The following is a 26354-nucleotide window of genomic DNA, read 5'->3' as shown; positions in this document are numbered from 1 at the left end:
TTCCTCTTGTTCCCGCCTTGAAACGCGTTCTACGTTGGGGCCATGACGAGCCTCGTGCCCGAGAGTGTCACCGTCCCCGAGCACTTCGACCCCAGCTGCCCCGACCTGATGGCCGAGCGGGTCCCGCTGGAGGAGTTCGCGGCGCTGCGCCGCACCGCCCGCCCCTGGTGGAACGCCCAGCCGCGCGGCCGCACCGGCTTCGACGACGGCGGGTTCTGGGTGGTGAGCAAGCACGCCCACGTCAAGGAGATCTCCCGCGACCACGAGCGGTTCTCCGCCGCGGCCAACGGCTCGGTGATCCGCTTCAACGGCTCGTTCACCCCCGAGGAGCTGGCGGTGCAGCGGGCGAACCTGCTGATCAACATGGACGCGCCGCAGCACGCCACGCTGCGCCGGATCGTCTCGCGCGGCTTCACCCCGCGCGTGGTCGAGGGGTTGCGGGACGCGCTGCGCGAACGGGCCGGGCGGATCGTGGCCGAGGCCCGCCGCGACGGCGGGGGCGGCGCGTTCGACTTCGTCACCCGGATCGCCGCCGAGCTGCCGCTGCAGGCGATCGCGGAGCTGATGGGCGTGCCGCAGGAGGATCGGGGGCGGCTGTTCGCATGGTCCAACCGGATGCTCGGCTACGACGACCCCGAGTACGACGCCGACCCCACCGGCTCCGCCGCCGAGATCATCGGCTACTCGATGGACCTGGCCGAGCGCCGCCGCGCCTGCCCCGCGCACGACATCGTCACCCGGCTCGTCCAGGCCGACGTCCGGGACGGCGGCGACGGCGCCCGCGGGCTGACCGACGACGAGTTCGGCTATTTCATGATCGTGCTGGCGGTGGCCGGGAACGAGACCACCCGCAACGCCATCACCCACGGCATGATCGCGTTCCTGGACGATCCGGGGCAGTGGGAGCTGTTCCGGGCCGAGCGGCCGGAGACGACGGCGGACGAGGTGGTGCGCTGGTCGACCCCGGTCACCGCGTTCCAGCGCACCGCCGTCCGCGACACCGAGCTGGGCGGGGCGGAGATCCGGGCCGGCGACCGGCTGGCCATGTACTACAGCTCGGCCAACTTCGACGAGGAGGTGTTCGAGCGCCCCGAGCGGTTCGACATCACCCGCTCCCCCAACCCGCATCTGGGTTTCGGCGGGACGGGCGCGCACTACTGCATCGGCGCGAGCCTGGCCCGGCTGGAGATCGGGCTGATGTTCGAGGCGATCGCCGACGAGCTGCCGGGCATCCGGCGGGCGGGCGAGCCGCGCCGGCTGCGGTCGGCGTGGATCAACGGCATCAAGGAGCTGCCCGTGCGCTGCGGCTGACGCCGCGGCGGTCCCCTTCCACCCGAAACTAGAACACGTTACAGTTGAACCTGAATCGGGTTCTAGACGTGGCCTCAGGTACCGCGCGAGCGCGTTACCTGGCCGGTGATGCGACGCCGGAGGCGAGTGTCACCGGCCAGATCGCGAAGCGATGCCGCGCTCGCACAGGCCCGGTTAGGGGCGAGCCGCCAGGCGAGCGCCGTAGGCCGGGACTTTGGAATCGCAGCCTAGAAGGAGACCGCAATGGGCACTCCCGTGATCGTCGACGCGGTGCGCACGCCGCTCGGTAAGCGCAACGGCTGGCTCGCGGGCCTCAAGGCGCAGGCCGTCCTGGCGCACGCCTACCGGGCGCTGCTCGACCGCTCCGGCCTGGACGCAGGCGAGGTCGAGCAGGTCTTCGCCGGATGCGTCACGCAGTCCGGCGAGCAGGGCGGCCACGTCGGCCGGTACGCCTGGCTGTACGCGGGACTCCCCTGGCAGGCCGGCGTCACCACCATCGACGCCCAGTGCGGCTCCGCCCAGCAGGCCGTGCACCTGGCGGCCGCGCAGGTCGCCGCCGGGGTGGTGGACGCGGCCATAGGCGGCGGCGTCGAGGTGATGAGCCGGTCGCCGCTGGGCAGCAACGTGCTGCCCGCCAATCCGCGGCCCGACGACTGGTCGCTCGACATGCCCAACCAGTTCGAGGCCGCCGAGCGGATCGCCGCCCGGCGCGGCCTCGCCCGCGCCGACCTGGACGCCTTCGGCGCCCGCTCCCAGCAGCTGGCCGCCAAGGCGTGGGCCGACGGGCGCTTCGACCGCGAGATCGCCCCGATCGAGGCGCCCGTCCTGGACGCCGAGGGCGCCCCGACCGGCGAGACCCGCACCGTCACCCGCGACCAGGGCCTGCGCGAGACGACCGCCGAGGGCCTGGCCCGGCTCAAGCCGGTGCTGGGCGAGGGCGCCCTGCACACCGCGGGCACCTCCTCGCAGATCTCCGACGGCGCCGCCGCCGTCCTGGTCATGGACGAGGACCGGGCCCGCGCCCTGGGCCTGCGCCCCCGCGCGCGGATCAGGACGCAGGCGCTGGTGGGCTCCGAGCCGTACTACCACCTGGACGGCCCCGTCCAGTCCACCGAGCGGGCGCTGTCCCGCGCGGGCATGACCATGGCCGACATCGACATCACCGAGATCAACGAGGCGTTCGCGTCGGTGGTGCTGTCGTGGGCGTCGGTGCACGGGCCCGACATGGACCGCGTCAACGTCAACGGCGGCGCCATCGCGCTCGGCCATCCGGTCGGCGCGACCGGGGCCCGGCTGATCACCACCGCGCTGCACGAGCTGGAGCGCCGCGACGCCGCGACCGCGCTGGTCACCATGTGCTGCGGCGGCGCGCTGTCCACCGCGACCGTGCTCGAGAGGGTCTGAGCGGGTGCCGTCCGCACCGGCGGGACCTGAGGACCTCGGCGGCGGCGTGTGGAGCGTGCCGGTGCCGATCCCCGGCAACCCGCTCGCCTACACCCTCGTGTACGCGGTGGAGAGCCCGCGCGGCCCCGTCCTGGTCGACGCCGGGTGGGAGCACGAGGACGCCTGGGCGGCGCTCAAGGACGGGCTGGGCACGTTCGGGATCGACCTCGCCGACGTGTACGGGGTGGTGGTCACCCACTTCCATCCCGACCACGCCGGGCTGGCGGGCCGGGTGCGGGAGGCGTCCGGCGCCTGGATCGCGATGCACCGCGACGACGCCGCGATCGTCCGGGCGTTCCGCGGCGTGCTGCGGCGGGACGGCGAGCGGCGCTGGGAGACCGACGCGATGCGGCGCGCGGGCGCGGGCGAGGAGGAGCTGGCCGGGCACGACCCGCGCGGCGGCGTGGACCCGCCCGCCGAGCCCGACCGCGAGCTGGCCGACGGGGACCTGGTGGACCTGCCCGGCCGCGCGCTGCGCACGGTGTGGACGCCCGGCCACTCGCCCGGCCACGTGTGCCTGCACCTGGAGGACGGCGACCGGATCTTCACCGGCGACCACGTGCTGCCGCGGATCACCCCGCACATCGGGCTGTACCCGTACGACATCCCGGACGTGGACCCGCTGGGCGACTTCCTGGCCTCGCTGGAGCGGGTCGCCCGGATGGGCGTGGGCGAGGTGCTGCCCGCCCACCAGTACCGCTTCCGGGGGCTCACCGAGCGGGCCGAGGAGATCATCGGGCATCACGAGGACCGGCTGAGCGAGATCACCGGCCTGCTGTCCGCCGAGCCGGCCACGCTGTGGGAGCTGGCGGCGGGGATGACCTGGCGCGACACCTGGGACGCGATGCCGCTGACGTCCCGCCGGATGGCGGCGGGCGAGGCGGCCGCGCACCTGCGCGCCCTGGAGCGGCGCGGCGTCGCCCGCCGCGAGGGGAACGGCGGCACGCTCAGCTTCGTCCGCACGGCCTGACACCTCTCCACGCACCCCCGGCGCCTCCGGGCCGGGGGTGCGACTCATGTCACTTCCCCGCACGGGACTCTTGATGAGACTCGAGTCTCATGTTAGAACGTGTTCTAGATCGTTCCCCCAAGCAAGCGCTCAGTCATCTAGATCGGAACCCGGCGCCAGCGCCGGTGGACGGGCCCCGAGGCGCGACGGCGGCCCCTCCGCCCGGCGCCGCGTTCCCCCGTACCGCCCCCGGGAAGGGACCGCAGTGACCGACCCAGATGTGAGCCTCGCCGGACGGGTGGCCGTGGTCACCGGCGCCGGCGACGGGCTCGGCCGGGCCGAGGCCCTCGCGCTGGCCTCCGCCGGAGCCCGGCTGGTGCTCAACGACGTGCGCGCCGAGACCGCCGAGGCGGTCGCCGAGGAGATCAGGGACCGCGGCGGCGAGGCCGCCGTCCACGCCGGAGACGTCGCGGCGTGGGAGACGGCCGAGGGCCTCCTCGCCACCGCGCTCGCCGCGTTCGGCGGGCTGGACGTGCTGGTCAACAACGCCGGCTTCACCCGCGACCGAATGCTGTTCAACATGTCCGCCGACGAGTGGGACGCGGTCGTGCGCGTCCACCTCCGGGGCCACTTCGTCACCTCCCGGATCGCCGCCGCGCACTGGCGGGCGCGCTCCAAGGAGACCGGCGGGCCCGTGTACGCGCGGATCGTCAACACCTCCTCCGAGGCGTTCATGATCGGCGCGCCGGGACAGCCCAACTACGCCGCGGCCAAGGGCGGCGTGGCGGCGCTGACTCTCTCGACCGCGCTGTCGTGCGGCCGGTACGGGGTGCGCGCCAACGCGATCTGCCCGCGCGCCCGCACCGCCATGACCACCGCGGTCTTCGGGCCCGCCCCGTCCGAGGGGCCCGACCCGCTCGCGCCCGAGCACGTCGCCCCGCTGGTGGCCTACCTCGCCTCGCCCGCCGCCCAGGACGTCACCGGCCAGGTCTTCATGGCCCACGGCGCCCGCGTCGCGGTCATGGCGCCGCCCACCGTCGCCTACGAGGCCCGCACCGAGAGCACGTGGACGGCCGCCGCCCTGGCCGCCGAACTGGGCCCCAAAGTCGCCACCGGCACCGCCGGCTTCGTCTCCGCCCTCTCCTGAGCACGACCCCTCGACCTGACCGCCCACCCCGGCCAGAAGGATCCTCCATGTCGCCTGAGACCGGCATCCTCCCCGACATCGACGTCATCGACCCCGGCGTGTACGAGAGGGAGGGCATCCCGCACGAGCAGTTCGCCTGGCTGCGCGAGCACGACCCCGTCCACTGGCACCCGGACCCCAACGACGGCGTCCCCGGCTTCTGGGCGGTGACCCGGCACGAGGACGTCGTGCACGTCTCCCGGCACCCCGAGCTGTTCTCCTCCCACACCCGCACGTCGATGTTCGAGGAGTTCACGCAGGAGGACATCGCCCTCTACGGGATGATGATGCTCTTCCAGGACCCGCCCGACCACACCCGGCTGCGGTCCATGGTCAACAAGGGCTTCACCCCGCGCATGATCGGCAAGCTGCAGGACCACATCCGGCGGATCTGCGATCGCCTGATCGACGCCGCCGCCCCGCTGGGCACCTGCGACTTCGTCGAGCACTTCGCGGCGCCGCTGCCCCTCTACACGATCTGCGAGCTGCTCGGCGCGCCGCTGGAGGACCGCGAGAAGATCTTCCACTGGTCCAACAAGCTGGTGGCGTTCAACGACCCCGAGTACATCGGGGACCGTTCCGAGTCGGCCGCCTGCGCCGCCGAGTTCGCCGCCTGGGCGGGCGAGCTGGCCCGCGACCGCGTCTCCACCCCGCGCGACGACATCGTGACCAAGCTGCTGCAGCCCGACCCCGACGGCACGCGCCTCGGCGACGAGGAGTTCCAGCTCTTCGTGATCATGCTGTCGATCGCCGGGAACGAGACCACCCGCACCGCCACCGCGGGCGGCATGCAGACCTTCTTCGAGCGCCCCGAGCAGTGGGAGCGCCTGAAGGCCGACCGGAGCCTGCTGCCCACCGCGGTCGAGGAGATCGTCCGCTGGGTCAGCCCGATCAACCAGTTCCGCCGCACCGCGACCCGCGACACCGAACTGGGCGGCAGGCGGATCAAGGCGGGCGACAAGGTCGTCCTGTTCTACGGCTCGGCCAACCGCGACGAGCGGGTCTTCGAGAACCCCCACGCCTTCGACGTCGGCCGCGACCCCAACCCGCACCTCGGCTTCGGCGGCGGCGGCCCGCATTTCTGCCTCGGAACCCACCTCGCGCGGATGAATCTGAGCATCATCTTTGAGACGATTCTCGATCGGATGCCCGACATCCGCCCGGTAGGCGAACCGCGCCGGCTGCGCTCCAACTTCGTCAACGGCGTCAAAGAACTCCAGGTCCAGTTCACCCCCGCCGACACCTGACCCCCGCGCCTCCCCACCCCATGAAAAGAGGCCCGCCATGACCCGCGTCTCCCACGTCGAGCTGGTCGATCCGAGTGTGTACGAGGCGGGTGGTGTGCCCCATGAGCACCTCACGGCGCTGCGGGAGCACGCCCCCGTCCACCGGCACCACGGCGATCCGGAGGCGGAGGCTCCTCCGTTCTGGGCGGTGACGCGGCACGCGGACGTGGTGCACGTCTCCCGGCATCCGGAGGTGTTCTCCTCCTACGAGCGGCTGGCGCTGTTCGAGGAGCCGGCGCCCGAGCAGCTGGCGCTGCAGCGGATGATGATGCTGAACCAGGATCCGCCGGAGCACACGGGCAAGCGGAGCATCGTGAACCGCGGGTTCACGCCGCGGGCGATCGGGGCGCTGGAGGAGCACGTCCGGGACATCTGCCGCGACCTGGTCGGGGAGGTCGCGGCGACGCTGGAGGCGGGCGGGGAGGCCGACTTCGTCCGGGACGTGGCGGCGCCGCTGCCGCTGTACGTGATCTGCGAGCTGCTCGGGGCACCGGTGGAGGACCGCGACAAGATCTTCCACTGGTCGAACACGCTGATCGGCGGCAGCGATCCGGAGCTGCAGTCGTCCCCGGAGGCCGGGGACACGGCGGCGGCCGAGCTGTACGCGTACGCGGCCGGGCTGGCGGAGGCCCGGCGGGCCGAGCCGCGCGAGGACATCATCACCCGGCTGCTGCAACCGGACGCGGACGGCAACGAGCTGACCGGGAACGAGTTCGAGCTGTTCGTGATGCTGCTGTCGGTGGCGGGCAACGAGACGACCCGGAACGCGGCGTCGGGCGGGATGCTGGCGCTGTTCGAGCATCCGGAGCAGTGGGCGCGGCTGCGCGCCGACCGGGCGCTGGTCCGGACGGCGGTGGACGAGATCGTCCGGTGGGTCACGCCGGTCAACCTGTTCCGCCGCACCGCGATCCGGGACACCGAGCTGGGCGGCGAGCGGATCGCGGCGGGCGACAAGGTCGTGGTGTTCTACGCGTCGGCGAACCGGGACGAGCGGGTGTTCGACGACCCGTTCGCGTTCGATGTGGGCCGGGAGCCCAATCCGCACCTCGGCTTCGGCGGCGGGGGGCCGCATTTCTGCCTCGGCGCCCATCTTGCCCGGCTCGAGCTGAGTGTGCTCTTCGAAACACTTTTGGACACTCTGCCCAATATTGAACTCTCCGGTAACGTCCGGAGGCTAAGGTCTAGTTTCATCAACGGCATCAAGGGGATGCCGGTGCGCCAGCGCCCGGCGTTCCACGACTGACAGGAGTGGTGCGTGAGCTGGGACTGGCGTGGCTGACACAGAGGAGTCGTCGGGCGGTCCGTTGCGCGTGGCCCTGCTCTCGTACCGGAGCAAGCCGCACTGCGGCGGTCAGGGCGTCTACCTCCGGCATCTGAGCCGTGAGCTGGCCGACCTGGGGCACACGGTCGAGGTGCTGTCCGGGCAACCGTATCCCGAGCTGGACCGCGACGAGATCACTTTGACCAAGATCCCGAGCCTGGACCTCTATCGGGACGAGGACCCCTTCCGCACGCCGGCGCTGCGCGAGTTCCGCGACTGGATCGACGTGCTCGAGTTCGCCCACATGAAGACCGGCGGCTTCCCCGAGCCGCTGACCTTCAGCCTGCGCGTGGTGCGCGAGCTGCGGCGCCGCCGCCGCGACTTCGACGTCGCGCACGACAACCAGGTCCTGGGCCTGGGCAACCTCGGCATCGGCCGGCTGGACCTGCCCCTGGTCACCAGCATCCACCATCCGATCAGCGTGGACCGGCGGATCGAGCTGGAGGCGGCGCGCGGCATCAGGCAGAACCTCGGCAAGCGCCGCTGGTACGGCTTCGTCGCCATGCAGTCGCAGGTCGCGCGGCGGATCGGCCCGGTGCTGACGGTGTCGGAGTCCTCCAAGGTCGACATCGTCAAGGACTTCCGGGTCGACCCGCGCGACATCGAGATCCTGCCGCTGGGCGTCGACACCCGGATCTTCCATCCGCGAGGCGAGCGCGTCCCCGGCCGCATCGTGGCCATGGCCAGCGCCGACGCCCCCATCAAGGGCGTGGACGTGCTGCTGCGGGCGGTCGCCAAGGTCGCCACCGAGCGGGACGTGCACGTGATCGTGGTCAGCCGCCCGCAGAAGGACGGCCCCACCGCCAAGCTCGTCCGGGAACTGGCCCTGGGCGAGCGGGTGCGGTTCGTCAGCGGCATCAGCGACGAGGAGCTGGGCGAGCTGCTGGCCTCGGCCGAGACCGCCGTCGTGCCGTCGCGGTACGAGGGCTTCTCGCTGCCCGCCGTGGAGCACATGGCCTCGGGCACCCCGCTGGTCGCCAGCCGAGCCGGGGCGCTGCCGGAGGTCGTCGGCGACGCCGGGATCCTCGTCAAGCCGGGCGATGTGGAGGAGCTGGCCGCGACGCTGCGCCGGCTGCACGACTCCCCCTCCGAACGGGCCCGCGCGGGCGAGGCGGGCCTGGCCCGCGTGCAGCGCAGGTTCGCCTGGCCGGCCGTGGCGCGGGCCACGGTGGAGCACTACCGCGCCGCGATCGACCAGCAGCGCTACCGGCGGATGGCCGCGGGCGGGGCCTGACCGGGGCCCGCACGGCACGCGCCGCGAGCGAGCCCCCGTAGGGCGCCGCGGCCCGACACAGGCGGGGACCGCCCCGGCGGCGTCCCCCGGTACGGAAGGAGCATCACCCTGCTGACCGTGGATTTCCAGCGGTTCCGCGTCAAACCCGGAGAGCGCGTCCTGGACATGGGATGCGGCGCCGGGCGGCACGCCTTCGAGCTGTACCGCAGGGGGGCGCACGTCACGGCCTTCGACCTGGACGCCGGCGAGCTCGCCGGCGTGGAGAAGATGTTCGGCGCCATGCGGCTGGAGGGGGAGGTCCCCGAGGGGGCGTCCGCCGAGACCGTGCGGGGCGACGCGCTGGAGCTGCCGTTCCCCGACGGCCACTTCGACAAGATCGTCGCGTCCGAGGTGCTGGAGCACATCCCCGACGACATGAGCGCCATGCGGGAGCTGCTGCGGGTGCTGCGGCCGGGCGGGAGGCTGGCGGTCACGGTGCCGAGCTGGCTGCCCGAGCGGGTCTGCTGGGCCCTGTCGGAGGACTACCACACCGCCCCCGGCGGGCACGTCCGCATCTACACCCGGGCCGAGCTCGAGGCCAAGCTGAAGGCCACCGGCTTCCGCGTGAACGGCCACCACCACGCGCACGGCCTGCACGCCCCCTACTGGTGGATCAAGTGCGCGGTCGGGGTGAACAACGACGATCACCCGGCCGCGAAGGCGTACCACCGGCTCCTGGTGTGGGACATCATGAAGCGGCCGCTGGCGACCCGCCTGGCCGAGCAGGTCCTCAACCCCGTCATCGGGAAGAGCGTCGTGGTGTACTTCACCAAGCCCGCCGGGTCCGCCGGGACCGCGGCGGCCGCCGAGGACGCGGAGACCGCGGATGCGGTCTGAGACCGCGCCTCCCGCCGTGCCCGGCGTGCTCGGTCCCGACGACGTCGTCGCGACCGCGCGCAGCATCGTCGCCCAGCAGGAGGAGTCGGGCGCGATCCCCTGGTTCAGCCCGACCGGCGGCGTGCCGGGGCACGTGGACGCCTGGAACCACGTCGAGGCCGCGATGGCCCTCACCGTGGCCGGGCTGCGCGAGCCCGCCCGCAGGGCCTACGAGTGGCTGCGCTCGGTGCAGCGGCCGGACGGGTCCTGGCCCGCCAAGTGGGTGCTGGGCGAGGTCACCGAGCCGTGGGGCGAGTCCAACCACGCCGCCTACCTCGCCGTGGGCGTCTGGCACGAGCTGCTGATGACCGGGGACGAGGAGTTCGTCCGGCGGATGTGGCCCGCCGTGCGGCGGGCCGTCGACTTCGTGCTCGGCCTGCAGACCGGCCGCGGCGAGATCATCTGGATGCGGAACCCGGACGGCGCCCCCTCCGACCACGCGCTGCTGACCGGCTGCTCCTCGATCTACCAGTCGCTGCGCTGCGCGGTGGCGCTGGCGGAGGCGCTGGGCGAGCCGGAGCCGGACTGGGAGCTGGCCGCCGACCAGCTCGGCCACGTCGTCGCCGCGCACCCCGAGGCGTTCGCCGACAAGAGCCGCTGGTCGATGGACTGGTACTACCCGGTCCTGTCGGGGCCGCTGCGCGGCGAGGCCGCGGCGCGGCGGCTCGCCGAGAGCTGGGACGCCTTCGTGGTGCCGGGGCTGGGCTGCCGCTGCGTGGCCGACCAGCCGTGGGTGACGGCCGCCGAGAGCTGCGAGCTGGTGATGGCCCTGGACGCGGCGGGCGACCGCGACCGCGCCCTGGAGCTGTTCCGCACCATCCAGCACCTGCGGCACGAGGACGGCTCGTACTGGACCGGCTGGCAGTACGAGAACCAGCGGCACTTCCCCGGGGACCGCTCCACCTACACGGCCGCCGCGGTCATCCTGGCGGCCGACGCGCTCGCGGACGCCTCCCCCGGCGCCCGCCTGTTCAAGGAGATCGCCGGGCGCCCGCTGGGCCCGTCCACGGCCGCCGACCCGATCGCCTGCGGCTGCGGGGTGTTCACCCGGGAGGCGACGCCCACACCCGGGGCGTACTGACCCGGGGCGTCACAGGACGGGGGTGTCGGCCGTTCTCTCCAGGACGCGCAGCGAGCCCTCGACCCGGTGCTCGGTGAAGGCTCCGCTGGCCAGGGCGCGCTGGTAGACGTGGTACGGGGCCTGGCCGCCGTCGGCGGGGTCGGGGAAGACGTCGTGGATCGCCAGCGCGCCGCCGACGGCGATCCACGGCGCCCAGTCGGCGTAGTCGGCCTGCGCCAGGTCCTCGGCGTGGCCGCCGTCGATGAAGAGCAGGGCGACCGGGGTGCGCCAGAACGCGGCGACGGTGCGGGAGGCCCCGACGATCGCGACGACGTGGTCCTCGAGCCCGGCGGCGCCGAGGGTCCTGCGGAAGCTCGGGAGGGTGTCCATGCGCCCGGTGAGGGGGTCCACCAGGGACGGGTCGTGGTGCTCCCAGCCCGCCTGGTTCTCCTCCGAGCCGTGGTGGTGGTCGACGGTCACGACGGTCGCGCCGGTCGCCCTGGCCGCGGCGCCCAGGTAGATCGCGGACTTGCCGCAGTAGCTGCCGATCTCCAGGAGGGGGCGGCCGGAGCCGCCGTGCCGCGCGCCGTACTCCAGGGCCGTCTCGTACAGGGCCCGGCCCTCGTCGTCGGGCATGAAGCCCTTGGCGGCGCGGGCCGCGCGCAGCAGGTCGCCCGGCATCGGCACGGCGGGCGCGGCGTCCGGCCGCGGGCCGTCCTGGGGCGGTGCCGGGGGTGGGGTCGTCCCCGCGTGGGTGGACGCCGTGCTGTGGGTCATCGGTCTCCTCCGCCGGGCGTGTCCCGGCACTTTATCCATATTCGGTCGGGGTTGAACCAAGTGTCCCCGGCGGCTGTGATTTCGACGCGTCCGGGCCGCCGGACATCCCCGGTTTCCGGGTGATACGGGGGTGTCCCGGAGGCTTGCCCGACAATAGTGGAACGTGTTCTACTTTTCCCCGAGCGGGTGCCCCGGCGCCCGGCAGGGCGCGTATCGAAGATCGAACCTGGTTCGGTATGTTGGCCCGCGCGGAACGACCGTGTCGGGCTCACCGGTGGCGCGTCCCACCGGGTGGTGGAACGGAGACAACGACGATGAAGGTAAGCGTCGACCCCATGGTGTGCGAGGCCAACGCCGTCTGCGTCGGTCTGGCCCCGGAGGTCTTCGACCTCAACGACGACGACGAGCTGACGATCCTCCTGCCGGAGGTTCCCGAGGACCAGGCCGACCGCGTCCGGCACGCGGTGCGGTCCTGCCCCAAGGCCGCGCTCAGCCTCGACGAGTAGCACCGGACCGCGGCACGCCGCGCCGGCCTCCCGCACCCCTTCACATCCACCCCTTCGAGGGCGCCCCCGGGCGTCCGACCCCTGTGGAGGCAGACATGGCACGTGCCGCGGTACTGCACGCGGTCGGCGACGACGAGCTGGACCTGCGCGACGACGTCGGCACGGCCGACCCGGGTCCGGACCAGGTCAAGGTCCGGATCAGGGCGACCGGGGTCTGCCACTCCGACCTGTCGACCATGACCGGGGTGCTGCCCACCATGCCGCCCACCGTGATGGGGCACGAGGGCGCGGGCGTGGTGGCCGAGGTCGGCGCGCACGTCACCAACGTCGCGGTCGGCGACCACGTGGTCGTCAACTGGACGCCCGACTGCGGCACCTGCCCGGACTGCCTGCGCGGCGAGCCGTACCTGTGCATGACCTTCATCGCCCAGGCGTTCGGCGACCCCAGGTTCACGCTCGGCGACGGCACCCCCGCGTTCGGGATGGCCGGGGTCGGCACCTGGGCGGACGAGATGACGGTGCCCTGGCAGGGCGTCATCAAGATCGACGAGGACGTGCCGTTCGAGTACGCGGCGCTGCTGGGCTGCGGCATCCCCACCGGGGTGGGCGCCGCCATCAACACCGCCCAGGTGCGGCCCGGGTCGAAGGTGGCCGTCGTCGGCGCGGGCGGGGTGGGCCTGTCGGTCATCCAGGGCGCCCGCATCGCCGGCGCCTCCGCCATCCTGGCCGTCGACCCCAACGAGGCCAAGCACCCGATCGCCAAGCGGTTCGGCGCCACCCACACCGCCACCCTGGACGGCCTGGAGGAGGCCAAGGGCCTGCTCACCGGCGGCCTGGGCTTCGACTACGCCTTCGAGGTGGTCGGCAAGTCCGCCGCCATCGCCACCGCCTGGGGCGCCACCCGGCGCGGCGGCGACGTCATCGTGGTCGGCGCGGGCGCGGCCGACGACGACTTCGCGCAGAGCGCGTTCGCGCTGCTGTTCGACGGCAAGAACCTCAAGGCGTCGCTGTACGGCGGCTGCGACCTCAAACGGGACGTGCCGCGCTTCGTCGACCTGTGGCGGGCCGGCCGGCTCGACATCGACGGCCTCATCTCGCGGCGCATCCGCTTCGAGGACCTCAACGACGCGGTGCGGGCGCTGCGGAAGGGCGACGTGATCAGGCAGGTCGTGCTCTTCGACTGAACCGCCCGGTCCCTCCCGGTCCGCCGCTTCACCGTCCGGGTCGGCGGCGGGCCGGCGGTATGTCATCCTTCTTCCTGAGTTCCTGAGCCGTACGCGAGTCGATCATGGAGCAGGGTTGGCGTACCCGTACCTAGGCGAGCCGGGACCGTCCAGGAGTACCCGGCCGGTCCGCGCGCTCGCCGCCGGAGCCCTACTGGCCGTCCCGGCGCTGTGCGCGCCGCTGCTGGCCCCGCTGCCCGCCCACGCGGCGGCGCCGCCGGCGGCCGTGGCCGAGCGCCGCATCCGCGACGTCCAGGGCGGCGGGCACGTGTCGCCGCTCAACGGCACGGTCGTCACCCGGGTCCCCGGCGTGGTGACGGCGGTGTCGGGCAACGGGTTCTGGATGCAGGACCCGCGCCCCGACCGCGACGATGCCACCTCCGAGGGCGTCTTCGTCTTCACCCGCACCCGGCCCCCGGCGGCGCCGGGCGACGCCGTCCGCGTGGACGGACGGGTCAGCGAGTTCCGGCCCGGCGGTTCCCGGTCGCCCTTCCTGGGCCGCACGGAGATCGACGCGACCCGTACCGTGACCGAGGCGCGCGGCGTCCCGCTGCCCGCCCCGGCCGTGCTCGGGCCCAAGGGGCGCAGGCCGCCGTCCACCGTCGTGGACGGCGAGCCCGGCGCCGCCCCCGGCCGCGACGTCGAGTCGGGCGGGCGCTTCGACCCGGCGCGGGACGCGCTGGACTTCTACGAGTCGCTCGAAGGCATGCGCGCCGCGGTCGAGGACGCCGTCGCCGCCGGCCCGTCCCGGCACGGCGAGATCCCGGTGCTGCCGGCGGGCGGCGCGGGCGCCGGTCCGCGCACGGCGCGCGGCGGGGTGCTGGAGACCGCCGCCGACGCCAACCCGGAGCGGATCGTCCTCGACGACGCGCTCGCCGCCCTCCCCGGGATGAACGTGGGCGACCGGCTCCCCGGCCCCACCACCGGCGTCGTCGACTACGGCCACGGCTCGTTCAGGCTGCTGCCCACCGCCACCCCGCAGCGCCGGGACGGCGGCCTGACCCGGGAGACCACCCGTCCCGCCCGCGCCGGCGAACTGGCCGTCGCCACCGCCGACCTCGGCGGGCTGAGCCCGGACGCGCCCTCCGAGCGCTTCGCCGCGCTGGCCGCCGACGTGGTGGAGGGGCTGCGCTCCCCCGACCTGGTGGCGATCACCGGGCTGCGCGACAACAGCGGGGCGGCCGACGACGGCACCGTCGCCGCCGACCAGACCGTCGCCGAGCTGATCACCGCGATCAGCGCGGCGGGCGGACCCGGCTACGACTGGCGCTCCATCCCGCCGCGCGACAACGCCGACGGCGGCGACGCGGGCGCCAACGACCACATCGGCTTCCTGTTCCGGACCGACCGGGGGCTGGGCTTCGTCGACCGTCCCGGCACCGCGGCGGCGGGCGGCGCGGGAAGCGCGCAGGACGGCGAGGCGCCCCGTCCCGCCGACCTGTCCGGCACCCCGGTCAAGGCCCTGCCCGACGGCTCGGGCGGCGTGCGGCTGAGCCTGAGCCCGGGACGGATCGCCCCCGGCGACGCCGCCTGGAGCCGTACCCGCAAGCCGGTCGCGGGCGAGCTGACCTGGCAGGGCCGGCGGATCATCGTCGTGGCCAACCAGTGGTTCCCGCGCACCGGCGACGACCAGCCGCTGTTCGGCCGCCACCAGCCGCCGCTGCGTCCCACCGAGTGGCGGCGGGACGCGCAGGCCCGCGTGGTGGCGGGCTTCGTCCGGTCGGTGCGGGCGGTGGACGGGGACGCCGCCGTCATCGTCGCCGGCGACCTCAACGAGCAGGAGTTCGCCACCCCCGTCAGAACGCTGGCCCAGCAGGCCCGGCTGCGCGACCTCCCGGCGGCCCTGCCGGCCCGGGAGCGCTACACCACGGTCACGGGCGGCAACGCGCGGGCCCTCGACCACATCATGCTCAGCCCGTCGCTCGCCGCGCGCGGCCACGAGTACGACATCGTGCACCGCAACGCCGAGTTCGCGGAGCGGGCCGGCGACCGCGACCCGTCCGTGGTCCGCATCGACATGTCCGGGAAGTAGCCGCCGCGCGTGAAGCTGCGGTGGCCGGCGCGCGCTGCCCTAAAGTGCCGCCGGCCACCGAAGCGACACTTCGATTATCGCCTTGCGTGCCGCCTCCGCTACATCCACCGACAGGCACTTGTCACCCATCCGATCCCTTCGGGAACGGCCCGAAGGTCCGAAGAAGTTTCATCTCCGCACGCCGGGGCACCCACGGGAGGTCACGAGCCCCCCACGTGAGGAGACGACCCCCATGGCGGTCAGGTACAGATCCGGCGTCAGCGTCATCGGGCTGATCTACATCATCGTCGGCGTGTTCATCGCCTGGGACCGCGGATACATCGACTCGGAACTGGTGCGGCAGGTCGCCAGCGCACTGCTCGCGATCTTCCTGTGGTTCCTCGTCCTGCTCGGCGTCGATCTCAACATCCGTACCTGAGCACCCGTACATGACACCTGCAACGCGGACAAAGTGGCCAGGGCGTGAGCGCTACCTCGCGCCGCGGCCACAGCCCCGCGCCCGGCCATGGACCCGCCCCCGATCCGGCGCTACCTTCCGGGCATGGCCAAAGACGGATGCAGTTGTGGACACGGCGGCAGTTGCTCGTGCCCCAAGGGGTGCGGCTGCGGCTGCAACGGCTGAACGACACGAACGGGCCGCCCGGGATCGTCCCCGGGCGGCCCGCTCACACCTTCGGGTCAGGGCGCGGGCGTGCGCCAGAACATCGGCGTCTCGCCCCTGTGGTCGGCGCTGATCCCCGTCCCCACGACCTCCCCGCCCAGCACGGCCAGCGAGGTCAGCCGCTGGTCGCCGCGCCCGTCCAGACCGGCGCCGAACGCCGGCACGCGCCGCCAGTCCCCGGCGCCGCCGGGCGAGCTCCACAGCACGACGTCCTGGCGCCCCGGCAGGCCCGACGAGCCCGCCAGCAGGAAACCCTTGGACGTCGCCGCCACGGCCGTCAGCGTCGTCGTCTCCCCGGCCCCCTGCGGCACGCTCGTCCGCCACGTGCGGCCGCCGTCGGGCGAGTGCGCCACGAACGCGGCCGCGCGCCCGGGAGCGCCCGCGGCCCCCGCGGTACGGCCCCAGCCGAGCGCCACCAGCGCGTCCCCGCGCGCGACCACCTGGAAGAAGGCACCCGAGGCGATCCCCGCCGGAAGCGCGGGCGAGGCCACCGCGGCCCACTTCCGGCCGTCCGCCGAGGTCCAGATCGCGGGCAGGTCGCCGGTCGGCGCGGGCCCCGCCCCGCCCCGCCCCGCCGGGGCGGCGGCCCGGCGCCCGCCGACCGCCGCGAACCCCGTGGACGTCGCCGCCACGTCCCGCATCCAGGTCGGGCCGTCGAGATCGCCCCTGCCCGCGTTGCCGCCGCGCGTCCAGGCTCGCAGATCCCCCGAACGCCAGGCCGCGGCCGAGCCGCCGACCATGCCCACCACGACGTAGCCGCCCTGGCCGGACGCCACGCCCGAAACCGTCTTCCCGCCCGGGAAGCCGACCTTGCGCCAGGTCGCGCCGTCCCGCGAGGCCACCACCAGCGGGGTCGAGGCACCCCCGCGCGGGGCGTCGGTGCGGCCGACCGCGAGCCAGCCGTGCGCGCCGTTCGCGACATCGGTCAGCCGCTGCCGCGCCTGCCCCGGACCGCCCGCGCGCCCGGCCCCGAAGTCCGGGCCCTGCGCACGGGACCACGCGGCCCCGTCCGTGCTGCTCCAGGCCGCCGCGTCACCGCCGGTGCTGCCCACGACCACCAGCTTGCCCGACTGATCGGGCGCGCAGGCGGCCAGCGTGCGCTCCGGCCGCACCGCGCCCGGCACCCCGGCCAGGTTGACCGCGGTCGCGGGGCCGGGCGCGGCGGCCAGCGCCATGAAGCCGTCCTCGCCGCGGCGGCCCGTGACGACGGCGCCGCCGCCGTCGGCGACCGCCAGCCCGCTGATCGCCGAACCGGGCCCGGGCGCGCCCACCTCGCCGCCGGGCCGCCAGGCCCGCCCATCGGCGCTGCGCAGCACCGTCCCGGTGTTGCCCCTGCCCCGCACAAGCGCGGCGAGCCCCGCGGACGTGCCCGACAGCCGCTCCACGTTCCTGTACTCGGGGACGGTGAGCTGCGCGGCGGGCACCCACGTCGCCCCGTCCGCCGAACCGAAGACCACGCCGTACCGGCTCGTCTTGCGCTTCTTCTTCGACCCCGTCGTGCTCTTCCCCTCGCGGGCCAGGTAGAAGCCGCCCGGACCCGCCGTCAGGCCCTTGGCGGGCCCGTACGCCCCCTGCCCCTGGGGCAGGTTCACCGCCGTCCAGGTGCGGCCGCCGTCGGCGGACCGCCACATGGCCTCGCCCCGCACGGTCTGCGTGACCTTCTGGGTGCCCTTCTTCTTGCCCTTGCGCTCGACCGTCCTGGTCACCTTCCGGCTGAACGAGCCGTGCGCCACCACCGTGTCACCGGACGCCGCCAGCCCGCCGATCCCGGCCATGTCGGGCAGGTTGAGCCGGTCCGCGCGCTGCCAGGCCCGGCCGTCGGCCGAGGTCCACACCACGGCCCGCACGTCCGCCCCGCCGGGCGAGGTCACCCCGGCCGCCACGAACCCGCCGGAGGTGCGGACCACCGCGTTCACCCGGTCGTTGGGGCCGAACGCGGAGGCCGCGGCGCCCTCCTGCGTCCAGGAGCGCCCGTCGACGCTCGTCCACACCGCGACCCGGCCGTCCGCCGACTGCCCGATCGCCGTCCAGGCCCCGGCACCCCCGGCCAGCATCCGGGGCCGCACCCCGGGCGCGGGCACCGCGCCGTCGGGCGTGCGCACCTCGGCCAGCCGCCAGGTCTTCCCGGCGTCCTGGGAGAGGAGGAACTCGGCGCGCTCCCGCTGCGGCGTGCCGTCCCCGGCCGTCTCCGTCCCGGCGGCGACGACCGTGCCGCCGAACGCGGCCACGGTCACCAGGTCCTGCACGAGCCCGTCGGCCTTGGCGGCCGGGTCGGCCACGAACCAGCCCTCGGCGGACGTCGACGCGGCGACCGCCGACCGCGGGCCGCTCACACCGGAGTCGCCCGACAGGGCGTACGCGGCGACACCGACGACCACGACCGCACCGACCCCGATCGCCACGGCCGCGTGCGAGGGCCGCCGCAACCCGACCTCGCGCCGGGGGGACGGCACGGCAGCGGCCTTACCCGTGCCGCTCGTCCCGGCACCCTTGGACGCCCCGGAGCCGCCGGAAACCTCGGCCTTCTCCTCGGCCGCAGCGGCGCTGACCACACCGGCCGCACGCGCCGTCTTAGAGGCCGACCGCTTCTGCCGCTTGGCGGCAGCCTTCTCAGCCTTTCCGGCAGACCGCTCACCCTTAGCCGACGTCTCCGCGCCACCGGACTTCTCTACCTTGGCGGCCTTCCCCACGCCCGCAGCCTTAGCCACACCGGTGGCCTTCCCCGCGCCGGTGGCCTTCCCCGCGCCGGTGGGCTTTCCCGCGCCGGTGGCCTTCCCCGCGCTGGTGGGCTTGCCCGCGCCCGTGGGCTTGCCCGCGTTGGCGCCCTTCCCCGCGTCGGCGCCCTTCCCCGCGTTGGCGCCCTTGCCCGCGTTGGTGGGCTCATCCGCGCCGGTGGGCTTGCCCCCGCTAGCGGCCTTGCCCGCGCCGGTGGCCTTCCCCACGCCCGTGGGCTTGCCCGCGCCCGTGGGCATGCCCGCGTTGGCGCCCTTGCCCGCGTTGGTGGGCTCATCCGCGCCGGTGGGCTTGCCCCCGCTAGCGGCCTTGCCCGCGCCGGTGGCCTTCCCCACGCCCGTGGGCTTGCCCGCGCCCGTGGGCTTGCCCGCGTTGGCGCCCTTCCCCGCGTCGGCGGCCTTGCCCGCGTTGGTGGGCTCATCCGCGCCGGTGGGCTTGCCCCCGCTGGCGGCCTTGCCCGCGCCGGTGGCCTTCCCCGCGTTGGCGGCCTTGCCCACGCTGGTGGGCCCTTCCGCGCCGGTGGGCTTGGCCGCGTTGGTGGGCTTCTCCGCCTTGGCGGCCCTTCCCGCCCGCGTGGCCTTCCCTGGACGCGCGGGCTTCTCGGCCTTGGCCGGCCTCTGCGGCCTGCTCGGCTTCTCGGGCTTGGTGGGGGCGGGGGTCTGTGCGGCCTCCGCCTGCTCCGGTCGCGGCCGCTGCGGGGCCTTGGGGGACGGGCCGGTACCGTTCCACGGGACGTCCGCGTTCCGCCACGCGTCCTGGGCGCGCTGCCAGGGGGACGGTCCCTTCTCCCCCTTCTTGCGCTGTGCGCGGCCTTCCCGGGGCTCGGCGGGCTCGCCGAGGGCCTCGGCCGCCCGGAACGCCAGCCGCCGCCGGATCTGCCGGGAACCGCGCGGGCCGGAGAGTTCGTCCCCGGTGGGCGGTTCCGTCCCCGCCAAGAGCCGGGCACCGTCCTGCTCCGGGGTCCTTGCCGTCACGCCCGCTCCTTCGCACCGTGGCCATCGCCGCACCGGCCATCACGCACCATCGCCGTGCGCGATGGCACACCATCAAACCGCGCCGAAACCGCCTCTGTGCGGACATCCGCGGGATCAGCACCGAAAGGGGTGCGGGAGCGTTTATATCGCCTCAGGGACGGCGAAGATGATCTATTGCCTCGATCGCGCCCTTATAGGCCAGACCCTGCACGTGCACGACCGGTGCCGCCGGGTCCGGCTCGTCCCGGACCTCGGTGGAGACGCCCAGGCCACCGGCCTCGACCCGGACCCCGGGCGGGACGATGATGCGCACGTCGGACTTGTACGCCAGCACCCGCAGCGTGATGACCGGACCGGCCGGCTCGGCCTCGCTCAGGTCGAGCAGGCACTCGCCCTTGTAGGCGGCGACGGTGTAGCGCTCGGGCAGCCGCCACCGCCCGGTGCGGCTGATCCGGCTCTTGTAGGCCATCTGGAACCGGCCGCGGGAACGGCGCCGGGTGTCCGCCTCCGGCCGCCATTCCGGGACGCTCCGCGCCGCGGGCAGGTCGGCGGCCAGCCGGTCGAGCTCGTCGTGGGTGCGGGAGGCCAGCACCAGGTCGATGCGCTCGTCCAGCTCCCGTTCGTCCAGCCGCCCCTCGGCGTAGGCGGTGTGCAGGCGGACGAGCACCTCGTCCCGGTCCTGGTCGGAGGCACGCGGGGCGGGCTCGGTCCGCTCGGCGTTCGTCACGGCGGCTCCTCCTTGGAGGCGGGGGTCGTCCCCCGAGCCTGGAGTCTCCGGGAGGTGGAGGGTCAAGCCCGAAGGTCGAGATGTATCTTAACTCGCCTTTGCTCTCATTTCGAGAGAGCGGGACGCACCTGCGCCGCTTCGCGCGGAGCGTTCCACTACATTCGGCTCAGGCGAAGATCATCGGGGGGAGGGACGCCATGGGCGCACCGGCCGGCCATGCCCACGGCCCGTACACGCTCTACGATCTCGACGCCCTGCCCGAGGACGGGCTGCGCCACGAGCTGGCCGACGGCTGGCTGACCGAGCTGCCCGGTGACCTGTGGCACGACCACGCCGCCGAGCGGCTGACCGAGATCCTGCGGACGGCCGCGCACGCAACGGGCGCGGACGTGCACGTCGCGGGATCGCCCCGGGAGGTCAGCACGCCCGCCGGGATCCGCAGGCCGGACGTGTTCGCGGTCGGGCGGGACGTGGCGCGCACCGCCCTGGAGCGGCAGTCCCGCACCTACTACGGCCCGGACCTGCTACTGGTCGCGGAGGTCGTGACGCCGCGCACCGGCAGCGAGCAGGTCGACCGGGTGCGCAAGGTCGCCGAGTACGCCGCCGCCGGCATCCCGCACTACTGGATCGTCGACCTGGAGCCGCGCCCGGCCGTGACGATGCTGGAACTCGCCTCGCCCGACCCGCGCTACCGCACGGCCGGCAGGACGCGGGCGGGCGAGGAGATCGCGGTCAGCGCGCCGTTCCCGATCCGGTTCGATCCGGCGCGGCTGTCGGAGATGGACTGAGCCCGCCGCGGCGCCGAGCGTAGTAGGCGAGAGTGACGGCGATCAGCAGCGGCCCCCAGGCCAGCATGGGCGCATAGGAGAGCGCCATGATCCATCCGGCGAGGCCCTGCGGGGATTCCGGGTTGCCCATGAAGTCGGGCCCGTCCCAGGCGCGCAGGACGTCCACGCACAACCACATGACCGTCACCGCCCCGAGGAGGGCGGCGGTCACCGCCCCGGCCACCGGGACGTTCCGGCCGCCGACGAGCGGCAGCCACCGCGGGAACACCTCCCCCCACGGCCGCACCAGGCCGAGGGTCAGCAGCGCGGCGCCTTCGGCGATCAGGCTCAGCACGATCACGTACGGGGTGAGCACCCAGTCGGGCCCCTCGTACACGCGGGCGAGCTCCCCGCTGAACCCCATCGGCACGCCCAGGCCCAGCAGGATGCGCCACAGCCCGGCCGGCAGCACCGCCAGGGGCACGGCGTGCGCCGCCCACAGGGCCCAGCGCGGGACGGGCCGCGCGGTCGTCGGGGTCTCGGGCGATTCTGGAAGACGCTCTATGACGTTCACGCGGCCATGCTCGCCAAGGCCGCCCCACCGGGGCTTCCCGCCCGCGGGCGACGTCCTCCCCCGCCAGGGGGAGAAGCTGCGCCGTGCGCGGCACCTGGGCGCGAACGCGGCGAGATCCGGACGGGCGGCCAGGCCGCCGTTCGATGATCTCGGCCCCCGAATCGTTCGTGACGCCCTCGTGCGCCGCGCTCCCGGCGCGGGCTCCCCATGTACGCCCTGTGCGTCGTGGCCGTCTCACCGGCCGGCGGGGACTGCCCGCGGGCCGCTTCGAGGCGGACCGCCCAGGCCGGCGGGTGGCCGCATCCCCCGATCCGGCCGACCCGCCGCACAAGACGGCACGGTCCGAACAGCGGCACCGGCACCGCGGAGAACCCCGCGAACCCCGCGGTCACCGCACCGCGCCCTACGGACCGTGCGCAAGACAGCATGCACGGTCCCGATCAACAGCCGATCAACGTTCGATCAACGCGACACCCCGCGCCGCCCCCGCCCCCGCGCGGCCCGGCCCACTAGGCTCCTGCCGTGCTGCTGCTGACGACACTGGACGCCTGGCGGGCCCAGGACGGACCCCGGTTCGCGCTGGACGAGGCGGGCGCGGTCTGGGCGCCCGACGCGCAGGCGGGCGAGGTGCCCGACGACACCGACGCGCTCGCCGTCGCCGACGACGCCTTCCCCGAAGGGCAGGTCATCGCGGTCGCGTTCGACCCCGCCCCCGTCCCCCCGCGCGGCGTCGTCGACCGCACGCACGCGGCCGGCGTCAGGTACGCGCGGCGCGGGCCGCAGGGCGGGCATGTGGCGTTCCTCTCCCGCCCGGCCACCGCCGAAACGCTCGACCTGCTGCCGCATCCGGAAGGCGGCTGGTTCCGCGAGACGTGGCGCTCCCCCGTCGCCTTCCGGCCCGGCGGCTACCCCGGCGAACGGGCCGCGGCCACCGGCATCTACTTCCTGCTGCCGCCCGGCGAGGAGTCGATGTGGCACGCGGTCCGCTCCGACGAGGTCTGGCTGTGGCATCGCGGCGGGCCGCTGGCCCTGCTGCTCGGCGGCGACGGAGAGCGTCCCGGCGGCGACCCGTCCACCATCATGCTCGGCGACGACCTCGCCGGGGGCCACGCGCCCCAGGCGCTCGTCCCGGCGGGCACCTGGCAGGCCGCACGTCCCGCCGCCGGGCAGGAGGTCCTGGTCAGCTGCGTCGTGTCCCCGGGCTTCGACTTCGCCGACTTCCGGGCGCTGTGAGGCGGCGCCCCCGCACCCCGGACGGGTGCGGGGGCGGCCGCCGTCAGCTGGAGAACGCCGCGTCGAAGGCGCTGTCCGGCGGCTCGATCTCGACGAGGGCCCGGACGAACTCCAGCGACTGGGGCGCGCCCTGGAGCCGGTTCATGCCCGCGTCCTCCCACTCGATCGAGATGGGGCCGTCGTAGCCGATGGCATTCAGCGCGCGGAAGCAGTCCTCCCACGGCACGTCGCCGCGCCCGGTGGAGATGAAGTCCCAGCCGCGCCGCAGGTCGGCCCAGGGCAGGTGGGACGACAGCCGGCCGCGGCGGCCGTCGCCGGTCCGCACCTTGGTGTCCTTGCAGTCCACGTGGTAGATGCGGTCGCGGAAGTCGAACAGGAAGCCGACCGGGTCCAGCTCCTGCCAGACGAAGTGCGAGGGGTCCCAGTTGAGGCCGAACGCCGGGCGGTGGCCGATCGCCTCCAGGGTCCGCACGGTCGTCCAGTAGTCGTAGGCGATCTCGCTGGGGTGCACCTCGTGCGCGAACCGCACGCCGACCTCGTCGAACACGTCCAGGATCGGGTTCCAGCGGTCGGCGAAGTCGGCGTAGCCGCGTTCGATCATCGCGGGCGGGACGGGCGGGAACATCGCCACGGTGTGCCAGATCGACGAGCCGGTGAAGCCCACCACGGTCTCCACGCCCAGCTCGGCGGCGGCCCGCGCGGTGTCCTTGATCTCCTCGGCGGCGCGGCGGCGCACCCCCTCGGGCTCCCCGTCGCCCCAGATGCGGGCGGGCAGGATCGCCTCGTGCCGCTCGTCGATCGGGTGGTCGCAGACCGCCTGCCCGACCAGGTGGTTGGAGATCGCCCACACCTGGAGGTCGTACTTGGCCAGGGTGTCGCGCTTGCGCTGGACGTAGCCGGGCTCCGACAGCGCCCTGTCGACCTCGAAGTGGTCGCCCCAGCAGGCGATCTCCAGCCCGTCGTAGCCCCAGTCCGCGGCGAGCCGGCACACCTCCTCGAAGGGCAGGTCCGCCCACTGGCCGGTGAACAGGGTGATCGGTCGTGCCATCACGCGCTCCCTTCCGGGTCGGTCTTCACGGGCGTCCAGCCGCCGTCGCCGCCCGCGCTGCCCTCGACGGCCTCCAGCACCCGCTGCACCTGCAGGCCGTCGGCGAACGAGGGGCTCGGGTCGGTGCCGTCGGCGATCGCCTTCAGCAGGTCGGCGAGCTGGTGGGTGAAGGTGTGCTCGTAGCCGAGGAGGTGGCCGGGCGGCCACCACGCCCCGGCGTAGGGGTGCTCGGGCTCGGTGACCAGGATCCGGCGGAACCCGGCCGTGCCGGCGTCCTCGGTGTGGTCGTGGAACCACAGCTCGTTGAGCGCCTCCAGGTCGAAGGCGAGGCTGCCGGCCGAGCCGTTCAGCTCCAGCCGCAGCGAGTTCTTGCGGCCGGCGGCGAACCGGGTCGCCTCGAACGAGGCCAGCGCCCCGCCCGAGGTGCGGCCGATGAACAGCGCGGCGTCGTCCACCGTGACCGGGCCGGTGCCGTCGCCGCCGACGACGGGCCGCTCCCGGACGAACGTCTCGGTCAGCGCCGACACCCCGGTGAGCGTCTGCCCGGCGACGAACTGGGCGGCGTCGATGATGTGCGCGCCGATGTCGCCGAGCGCCCCCGACCCCGCGCGGTCCTTCTGCAGCCGCCACACCAGCGGCGACCGCGGGTCGGTCAGCCAGTCCTGCAGGTACTGGGCCCGGACGTGCCGCAGCGTGCCGAGCCGGCCGTCGGCGACCATGCGGCGGGCCAGGGTGAGCGCGGGGACGCGCCGGTAGTTGAAGCCCACCATGGAGCGCACCCCGCGGGCCCGGGCGCGCTCGGCCGCCGCGACCATCGCCTCGGCCTCCTCCACCGTGTTGGCCAGCGGCTTCTCGCACAGCACGTGCTTGCCCGCGTCGAGGGCGGCGACCGCGATCTCGGCATGGCTGTCGCCCGGCGTGCAGATGTCGATCAGCTGGACGTCGTCGCGGCGCAGCAGTTCCTTCCAGTCGGTCTCGACCGACGCCCAGCCCAGCTCGCGCGCCGCCGCCCCGGCCCGGTCCTCCGAGCGACCGGCCAGCGCGGCCATGACCGGTGTCAGCGGCGGGTCGAAGAACGGCCCGACGCTCCGCCACGCCTGGGAGTGGGCGCGTCCCATGAAGGCGTGCCCCACCAGCCCGACGCCGACCGTCGCCCTCTCACTCGTCATGTGCATCCCCTTTCGTGCGCCGTCGCCGGCGCGTTCGAGCAGCGGTCCCCGCGCCCGGCGCGCGCCGGGCACCGCGGCCGGGCCGCCCCCGGAAGGCGGCGGCCCGGTCCCGCGGCCGTGCTCAGGACTCGAAGCCGAGCGGCATGTACTTGTCGACGTTCTGCCGGGTGATGGTCTCCGAGGCCAGCGTGATCGACTGCGGGACCTGCTGCTCCACGAGGTCGGCCATCCCCTTGCCCTGCGCGATCAACCGGGCCACCCGGATCGCCGAGCCGGCCATGGTGGGGCTGTAGGTGACGGTGGCCTCCAGCACCCCGCCGGTCTTGATCTCCCGCATCGCGTTGGCCGAGCCCGCGCCGCCGACCATGAAGAACTCCTTGCGGCCGGCCTGCTTGATCGCGGCCAGCACGCCCACGCCCTGGTCGTCGTCGTGGTTCCACAGCGCGTCGATCTTCTTGTGCGCCTGCAGGAGGTTGGCGGCGACCTGGTTGCCGGTCTCCACCGTGAACTTGGCGTCCTGCTTGGCGGTGACGTTGAACCCGAAGGTCTTCAGCGCGTCGGCGAAGCCCTTGCTGCGGTCCTGGGTGAGGGGCAGCGTCGCGATCCCCTGGATCTCGACGATCACCGGGTTGGTGACGCCCTTCTCCTTGAGCCTGCGGCCGGTGTAGTGCCCGGCGGCCACGCCCATGCCGTAGTTGTCGCCGCCGATCCACGTCCGGTACGACAGCTTGTCGGGGAACACCCGGTCCAGGTTGATGACCGGGATGCCGGCGTCCATCGCCTTGCGGGCCACCTGGTTGAGCTGCTCGCCGTCGTTGGGCAGCAGCACCAGCGCGTTCACCTTGGCGGAGATCAGCGACTCCACGGCGGAGATCTGCTGGTTGATGTCGTTGGTCGGCTCGACCGGCTTCCACGTGACGTCGGAGTAGCGCTTGGCCTGGGCCTCGGCGTTCTTGGTGATGGCCGCGATCCAGCCGTGGTCGGCGGCGGGCGCGGAGAAGCCGATGGTGACCTTCTGGCCGGGCTTGTCGTTGTCGCCGGCGTTGTTGCCGACCTGGGCGGCCGGCGCGGTCTCCTGCTCGGGGTCGTTGCTGGTGCAGGCGGCGGCCAGGCCGCCGGCCGCGACGGCGGCGCCGCCGAGCAGCAGGTTGCGGCGGCTGGGTCGGGCGTTGTCCATGGCGTGCTCCTGGTTGGGGGGTGGGGCGGGAGCCTGGCGGTCGGTGCG

Annotated in this window: 22 protein-coding genes; 15 read left to right on the top strand and 7 right to left on the bottom strand. The window is 74.1% G+C overall.

Annotation, left to right across the window (positions count from 1 at the left end):
• Positions 1 to 42: 42 nt before the first annotated feature.
• The 9 genes from ACZ466_RS32090 to ACZ466_RS32050 all read left to right on the top strand — a co-directional run bounded on the left by ACZ466_RS32090 (position 43) and on the right by ACZ466_RS32050 (position 10726).
• Complete coding sequence (locus ACZ466_RS32090) at positions 43 to 1311, top strand: cytochrome P450 (protein WP_378282511.1); 1269 nt, start codon at positions 43 to 45, stop codon at positions 1309 to 1311.
• A 243-nt stretch (positions 1312 to 1554) separates the two neighbouring features.
• On the top strand, positions 1555 to 2715 hold the full coding sequence (locus tag ACZ466_RS32085) for a steroid 3-ketoacyl-CoA thiolase (RefSeq protein WP_378282512.1): 1161 nt from the start codon (positions 1555 to 1557) through the stop codon (positions 2713 to 2715).
• Positions 2716 to 2719: 4 nt separating this feature from the next.
• Positions 2720 to 3724 carry an MBL fold metallo-hydrolase gene (locus tag ACZ466_RS32080; protein WP_378282513.1) on the top strand — a complete coding sequence of 335 codons (1005 nt, stop codon included), beginning with the start codon at positions 2720 to 2722 and terminating at the stop codon, positions 3722 to 3724.
• Between the two features lie 244 nt (positions 3725 to 3968).
• Complete coding sequence (locus ACZ466_RS32075; protein ID WP_378282514.1) at positions 3969 to 4850, top strand: SDR family NAD(P)-dependent oxidoreductase; 882 nt, start codon at positions 3969 to 3971, stop codon at positions 4848 to 4850.
• A gap of 47 nt (positions 4851 to 4897) precedes the next feature.
• Positions 4898 to 6136 (top strand): cytochrome P450, encoded by a 1239-nt coding sequence (locus ACZ466_RS32070; RefSeq protein ID WP_378282515.1) that lies wholly within the window; start codon positions 4898 to 4900, stop codon positions 6134 to 6136.
• 37 nt (positions 6137 to 6173) lie between these two features.
• On the top strand, positions 6174 to 7418 hold the full coding sequence (locus tag ACZ466_RS32065; RefSeq protein WP_378282516.1) for a cytochrome P450: 1245 nt from the start codon (positions 6174 to 6176) through the stop codon (positions 7416 to 7418).
• Between the two features lie 28 nt (positions 7419 to 7446).
• A complete protein-coding gene (locus ACZ466_RS32060; RefSeq protein ID WP_378282517.1) occupies positions 7447 to 8730 on the top strand; it encodes a glycosyltransferase family 4 protein in 1284 nt (427 codons plus the stop codon).
• A 108-nt stretch (positions 8731 to 8838) separates the two neighbouring features.
• Entirely contained in the window at positions 8839 to 9606 is a 768-nt protein-coding gene (locus tag ACZ466_RS32055; protein WP_378282528.1) for a class I SAM-dependent methyltransferase, read from the top strand.
• Positions 9596 to 10726, top strand: coding sequence for a prenyltransferase/squalene oxidase repeat-containing protein (locus tag ACZ466_RS32050; protein WP_378282518.1), 1131 nt, complete (start codon positions 9596 to 9598; stop codon positions 10724 to 10726). The genes ACZ466_RS32055 and ACZ466_RS32050 overlap by 11 nt, the downstream gene beginning before the upstream one ends.
• 9 nt (positions 10727 to 10735) lie before the next feature.
• Here the strand turns inward: ACZ466_RS32050 and ACZ466_RS32045 are convergent, their stop codons facing one another.
• Positions 10736 to 11386, bottom strand: coding sequence for a class I SAM-dependent methyltransferase (locus ACZ466_RS32045; protein ID WP_378282529.1), 651 nt, complete (start codon positions 11384 to 11386; stop codon positions 10736 to 10738).
• Positions 11387 to 11796: 410 nt separating this feature from the next.
• Between ACZ466_RS32045 and ACZ466_RS32040 the strand changes: the two genes are divergently transcribed.
• The 4 genes from ACZ466_RS32040 to ACZ466_RS32025 all read left to right on the top strand — a co-directional run bounded on the left by ACZ466_RS32040 (position 11797) and on the right by ACZ466_RS32025 (position 15661).
• Complete coding sequence (locus ACZ466_RS32040) at positions 11797 to 11988, top strand: ferredoxin (protein WP_378282519.1); 192 nt, start codon at positions 11797 to 11799, stop codon at positions 11986 to 11988.
• A 95-nt stretch (positions 11989 to 12083) separates the two neighbouring features.
• On the top strand, positions 12084 to 13172 hold the full coding sequence (locus tag ACZ466_RS32035) for a Zn-dependent alcohol dehydrogenase (RefSeq protein WP_378282520.1): 1089 nt from the start codon (positions 12084 to 12086) through the stop codon (positions 13170 to 13172).
• A 115-nt stretch (positions 13173 to 13287) separates the two neighbouring features.
• Entirely contained in the window at positions 13288 to 15243 is a 1956-nt protein-coding gene (locus tag ACZ466_RS32030) for an endonuclease/exonuclease/phosphatase (protein WP_378282521.1), read from the top strand.
• Positions 15244 to 15475: 232 nt separating this feature from the next.
• Positions 15476 to 15661 carry a hypothetical protein gene (locus ACZ466_RS32025; protein ID WP_378282522.1) on the top strand — a complete coding sequence of 62 codons (186 nt, stop codon included), beginning with the start codon at positions 15476 to 15478 and terminating at the stop codon, positions 15659 to 15661.
• 260 nt (positions 15662 to 15921) lie between these two features.
• Here ACZ466_RS32025 and ACZ466_RS32020 read toward each other — a convergent pair whose 3' ends face one another.
• On the bottom strand, positions 15922 to 19611 hold the full coding sequence (locus tag ACZ466_RS32020; RefSeq protein ID WP_464041771.1) for a collagen-like domain-containing protein: 3690 nt from the start codon (positions 19609 to 19611) through the stop codon (positions 15922 to 15924).
• Between the two features lie 151 nt (positions 19612 to 19762).
• Positions 19763 to 20338, bottom strand: coding sequence for a DUF1707 SHOCT-like domain-containing protein (locus tag ACZ466_RS32015; protein WP_378288025.1), 576 nt, complete (start codon positions 20336 to 20338; stop codon positions 19763 to 19765).
• A gap of 197 nt (positions 20339 to 20535) precedes the next feature.
• Between ACZ466_RS32015 and ACZ466_RS32010 the strand changes: the two genes are divergently transcribed.
• Complete coding sequence (locus ACZ466_RS32010) at positions 20536 to 21126, top strand: Uma2 family endonuclease (RefSeq protein WP_378288024.1); 591 nt, start codon at positions 20536 to 20538, stop codon at positions 21124 to 21126.
• Here ACZ466_RS32010 and ACZ466_RS32005 read toward each other — a convergent pair.
• Positions 21071 to 21679 carry a hypothetical protein gene (locus ACZ466_RS32005; RefSeq protein WP_378288023.1) on the bottom strand — a complete coding sequence of 203 codons (609 nt, stop codon included), beginning with the start codon at positions 21677 to 21679 and terminating at the stop codon, positions 21071 to 21073. The genes ACZ466_RS32010 and ACZ466_RS32005 overlap by 56 nt on opposite strands.
• A 522-nt stretch (positions 21680 to 22201) precedes the next feature.
• Here ACZ466_RS32005 and ACZ466_RS32000 point away from each other — a divergent pair.
• The gene (locus ACZ466_RS32000) at positions 22202 to 22912 is read left to right on the top strand and encodes a cupin domain-containing protein (protein ID WP_378288022.1); all 711 of its coding nucleotides are present in this window, start codon (positions 22202 to 22204) and stop codon (positions 22910 to 22912) included.
• A gap of 43 nt (positions 22913 to 22955) precedes the next feature.
• Here ACZ466_RS32000 and ACZ466_RS31995 read toward each other — a convergent pair whose 3' ends face one another.
• From ACZ466_RS31995 to ACZ466_RS31985, 3 genes are all read right to left on the bottom strand, one after another.
• The gene (locus tag ACZ466_RS31995; RefSeq protein WP_378288021.1) at positions 22956 to 23960 is read right to left on the bottom strand and encodes a sugar phosphate isomerase/epimerase family protein; all 1005 of its coding nucleotides are present in this window, start codon (positions 23958 to 23960) and stop codon (positions 22956 to 22958) included.
• Positions 23960 to 25129, bottom strand: a complete 1170-nt coding sequence (locus tag ACZ466_RS31990; RefSeq protein WP_378288020.1) for a Gfo/Idh/MocA family protein — start codon at positions 25127 to 25129, stop codon at positions 23960 to 23962. Before ACZ466_RS31990 ends, ACZ466_RS31995 begins: the two co-directional genes overlap by 1 nt.
• Positions 25130 to 25250: 121 nt before the next feature.
• Positions 25251 to 26306 carry an ABC transporter substrate-binding protein gene (locus ACZ466_RS31985; protein WP_378288019.1) on the bottom strand — a complete coding sequence of 352 codons (1056 nt, stop codon included), beginning with the start codon at positions 26304 to 26306 and terminating at the stop codon, positions 25251 to 25253.
• Positions 26307 to 26354: the final 48 nt, after the last annotated feature.

The sequence above is a fragment of the Actinomadura rugatobispora genome (assembly GCF_055379765.1).
This window is presented reverse-complemented; position numbering and strand designations above follow the sequence as displayed.

Excerpts from the sequence above, each read along its gene's own strand:
- ACZ466_RS32090 (WP_378282511.1), top strand. The coding sequence starts at position 43 with ATGACGAGCCTCGTGCCCGAGAGTGTCACCGTCCCCGAGCACTTCGAC.
- ACZ466_RS32085 (WP_378282512.1), top strand. The coding sequence starts at position 1,555 with ATGGGCACTCCCGTGATCGTCGACGCGGTGCGCACGCCGCTCGGTAAG.
- ACZ466_RS32070 (WP_378282515.1), top strand. The coding sequence starts at position 4,898 with ATGTCGCCTGAGACCGGCATCCTCCCCGACATCGACGTCATCGACCCC.
- ACZ466_RS32065 (WP_378282516.1), top strand. The coding sequence starts at position 6,174 with ATGACCCGCGTCTCCCACGTCGAGCTGGTCGATCCGAGTGTGTACGAG.
- ACZ466_RS32050 (WP_378282518.1), top strand. The coding sequence starts at position 9,596 with ATGCGGTCTGAGACCGCGCCTCCCGCCGTGCCCGGCGTGCTCGGTCCC.
- ACZ466_RS32045 (WP_378282529.1), bottom strand. The coding sequence starts at position 11,386 with ATGCCGGGCGACCTGCTGCGCGCGGCCCGCGCCGCCAAGGGCTTCATG.
- ACZ466_RS32040 (WP_378282519.1), top strand. The coding sequence starts at position 11,797 with ATGAAGGTAAGCGTCGACCCCATGGTGTGCGAGGCCAACGCCGTCTGC.
- ACZ466_RS32035 (WP_378282520.1), top strand. The coding sequence starts at position 12,084 with ATGGCACGTGCCGCGGTACTGCACGCGGTCGGCGACGACGAGCTGGAC.
- ACZ466_RS32025 (WP_378282522.1), top strand. The coding sequence starts at position 15,476 with ATGGCGGTCAGGTACAGATCCGGCGTCAGCGTCATCGGGCTGATCTAC.
- ACZ466_RS32010 (WP_378288024.1), top strand. The coding sequence starts at position 20,536 with ATGGGCGCACCGGCCGGCCATGCCCACGGCCCGTACACGCTCTACGAT.
- ACZ466_RS31995 (WP_378288021.1), bottom strand. The coding sequence starts at position 23,960 with ATGGCACGACCGATCACCCTGTTCACCGGCCAGTGGGCGGACCTGCCC.
- ACZ466_RS31990 (WP_378288020.1), bottom strand. The coding sequence starts at position 25,129 with ATGACGAGTGAGAGGGCGACGGTCGGCGTCGGGCTGGTGGGGCACGCC.
- ACZ466_RS31985 (WP_378288019.1), bottom strand. The coding sequence starts at position 26,306 with ATGGACAACGCCCGACCCAGCCGCCGCAACCTGCTGCTCGGCGGCGCC.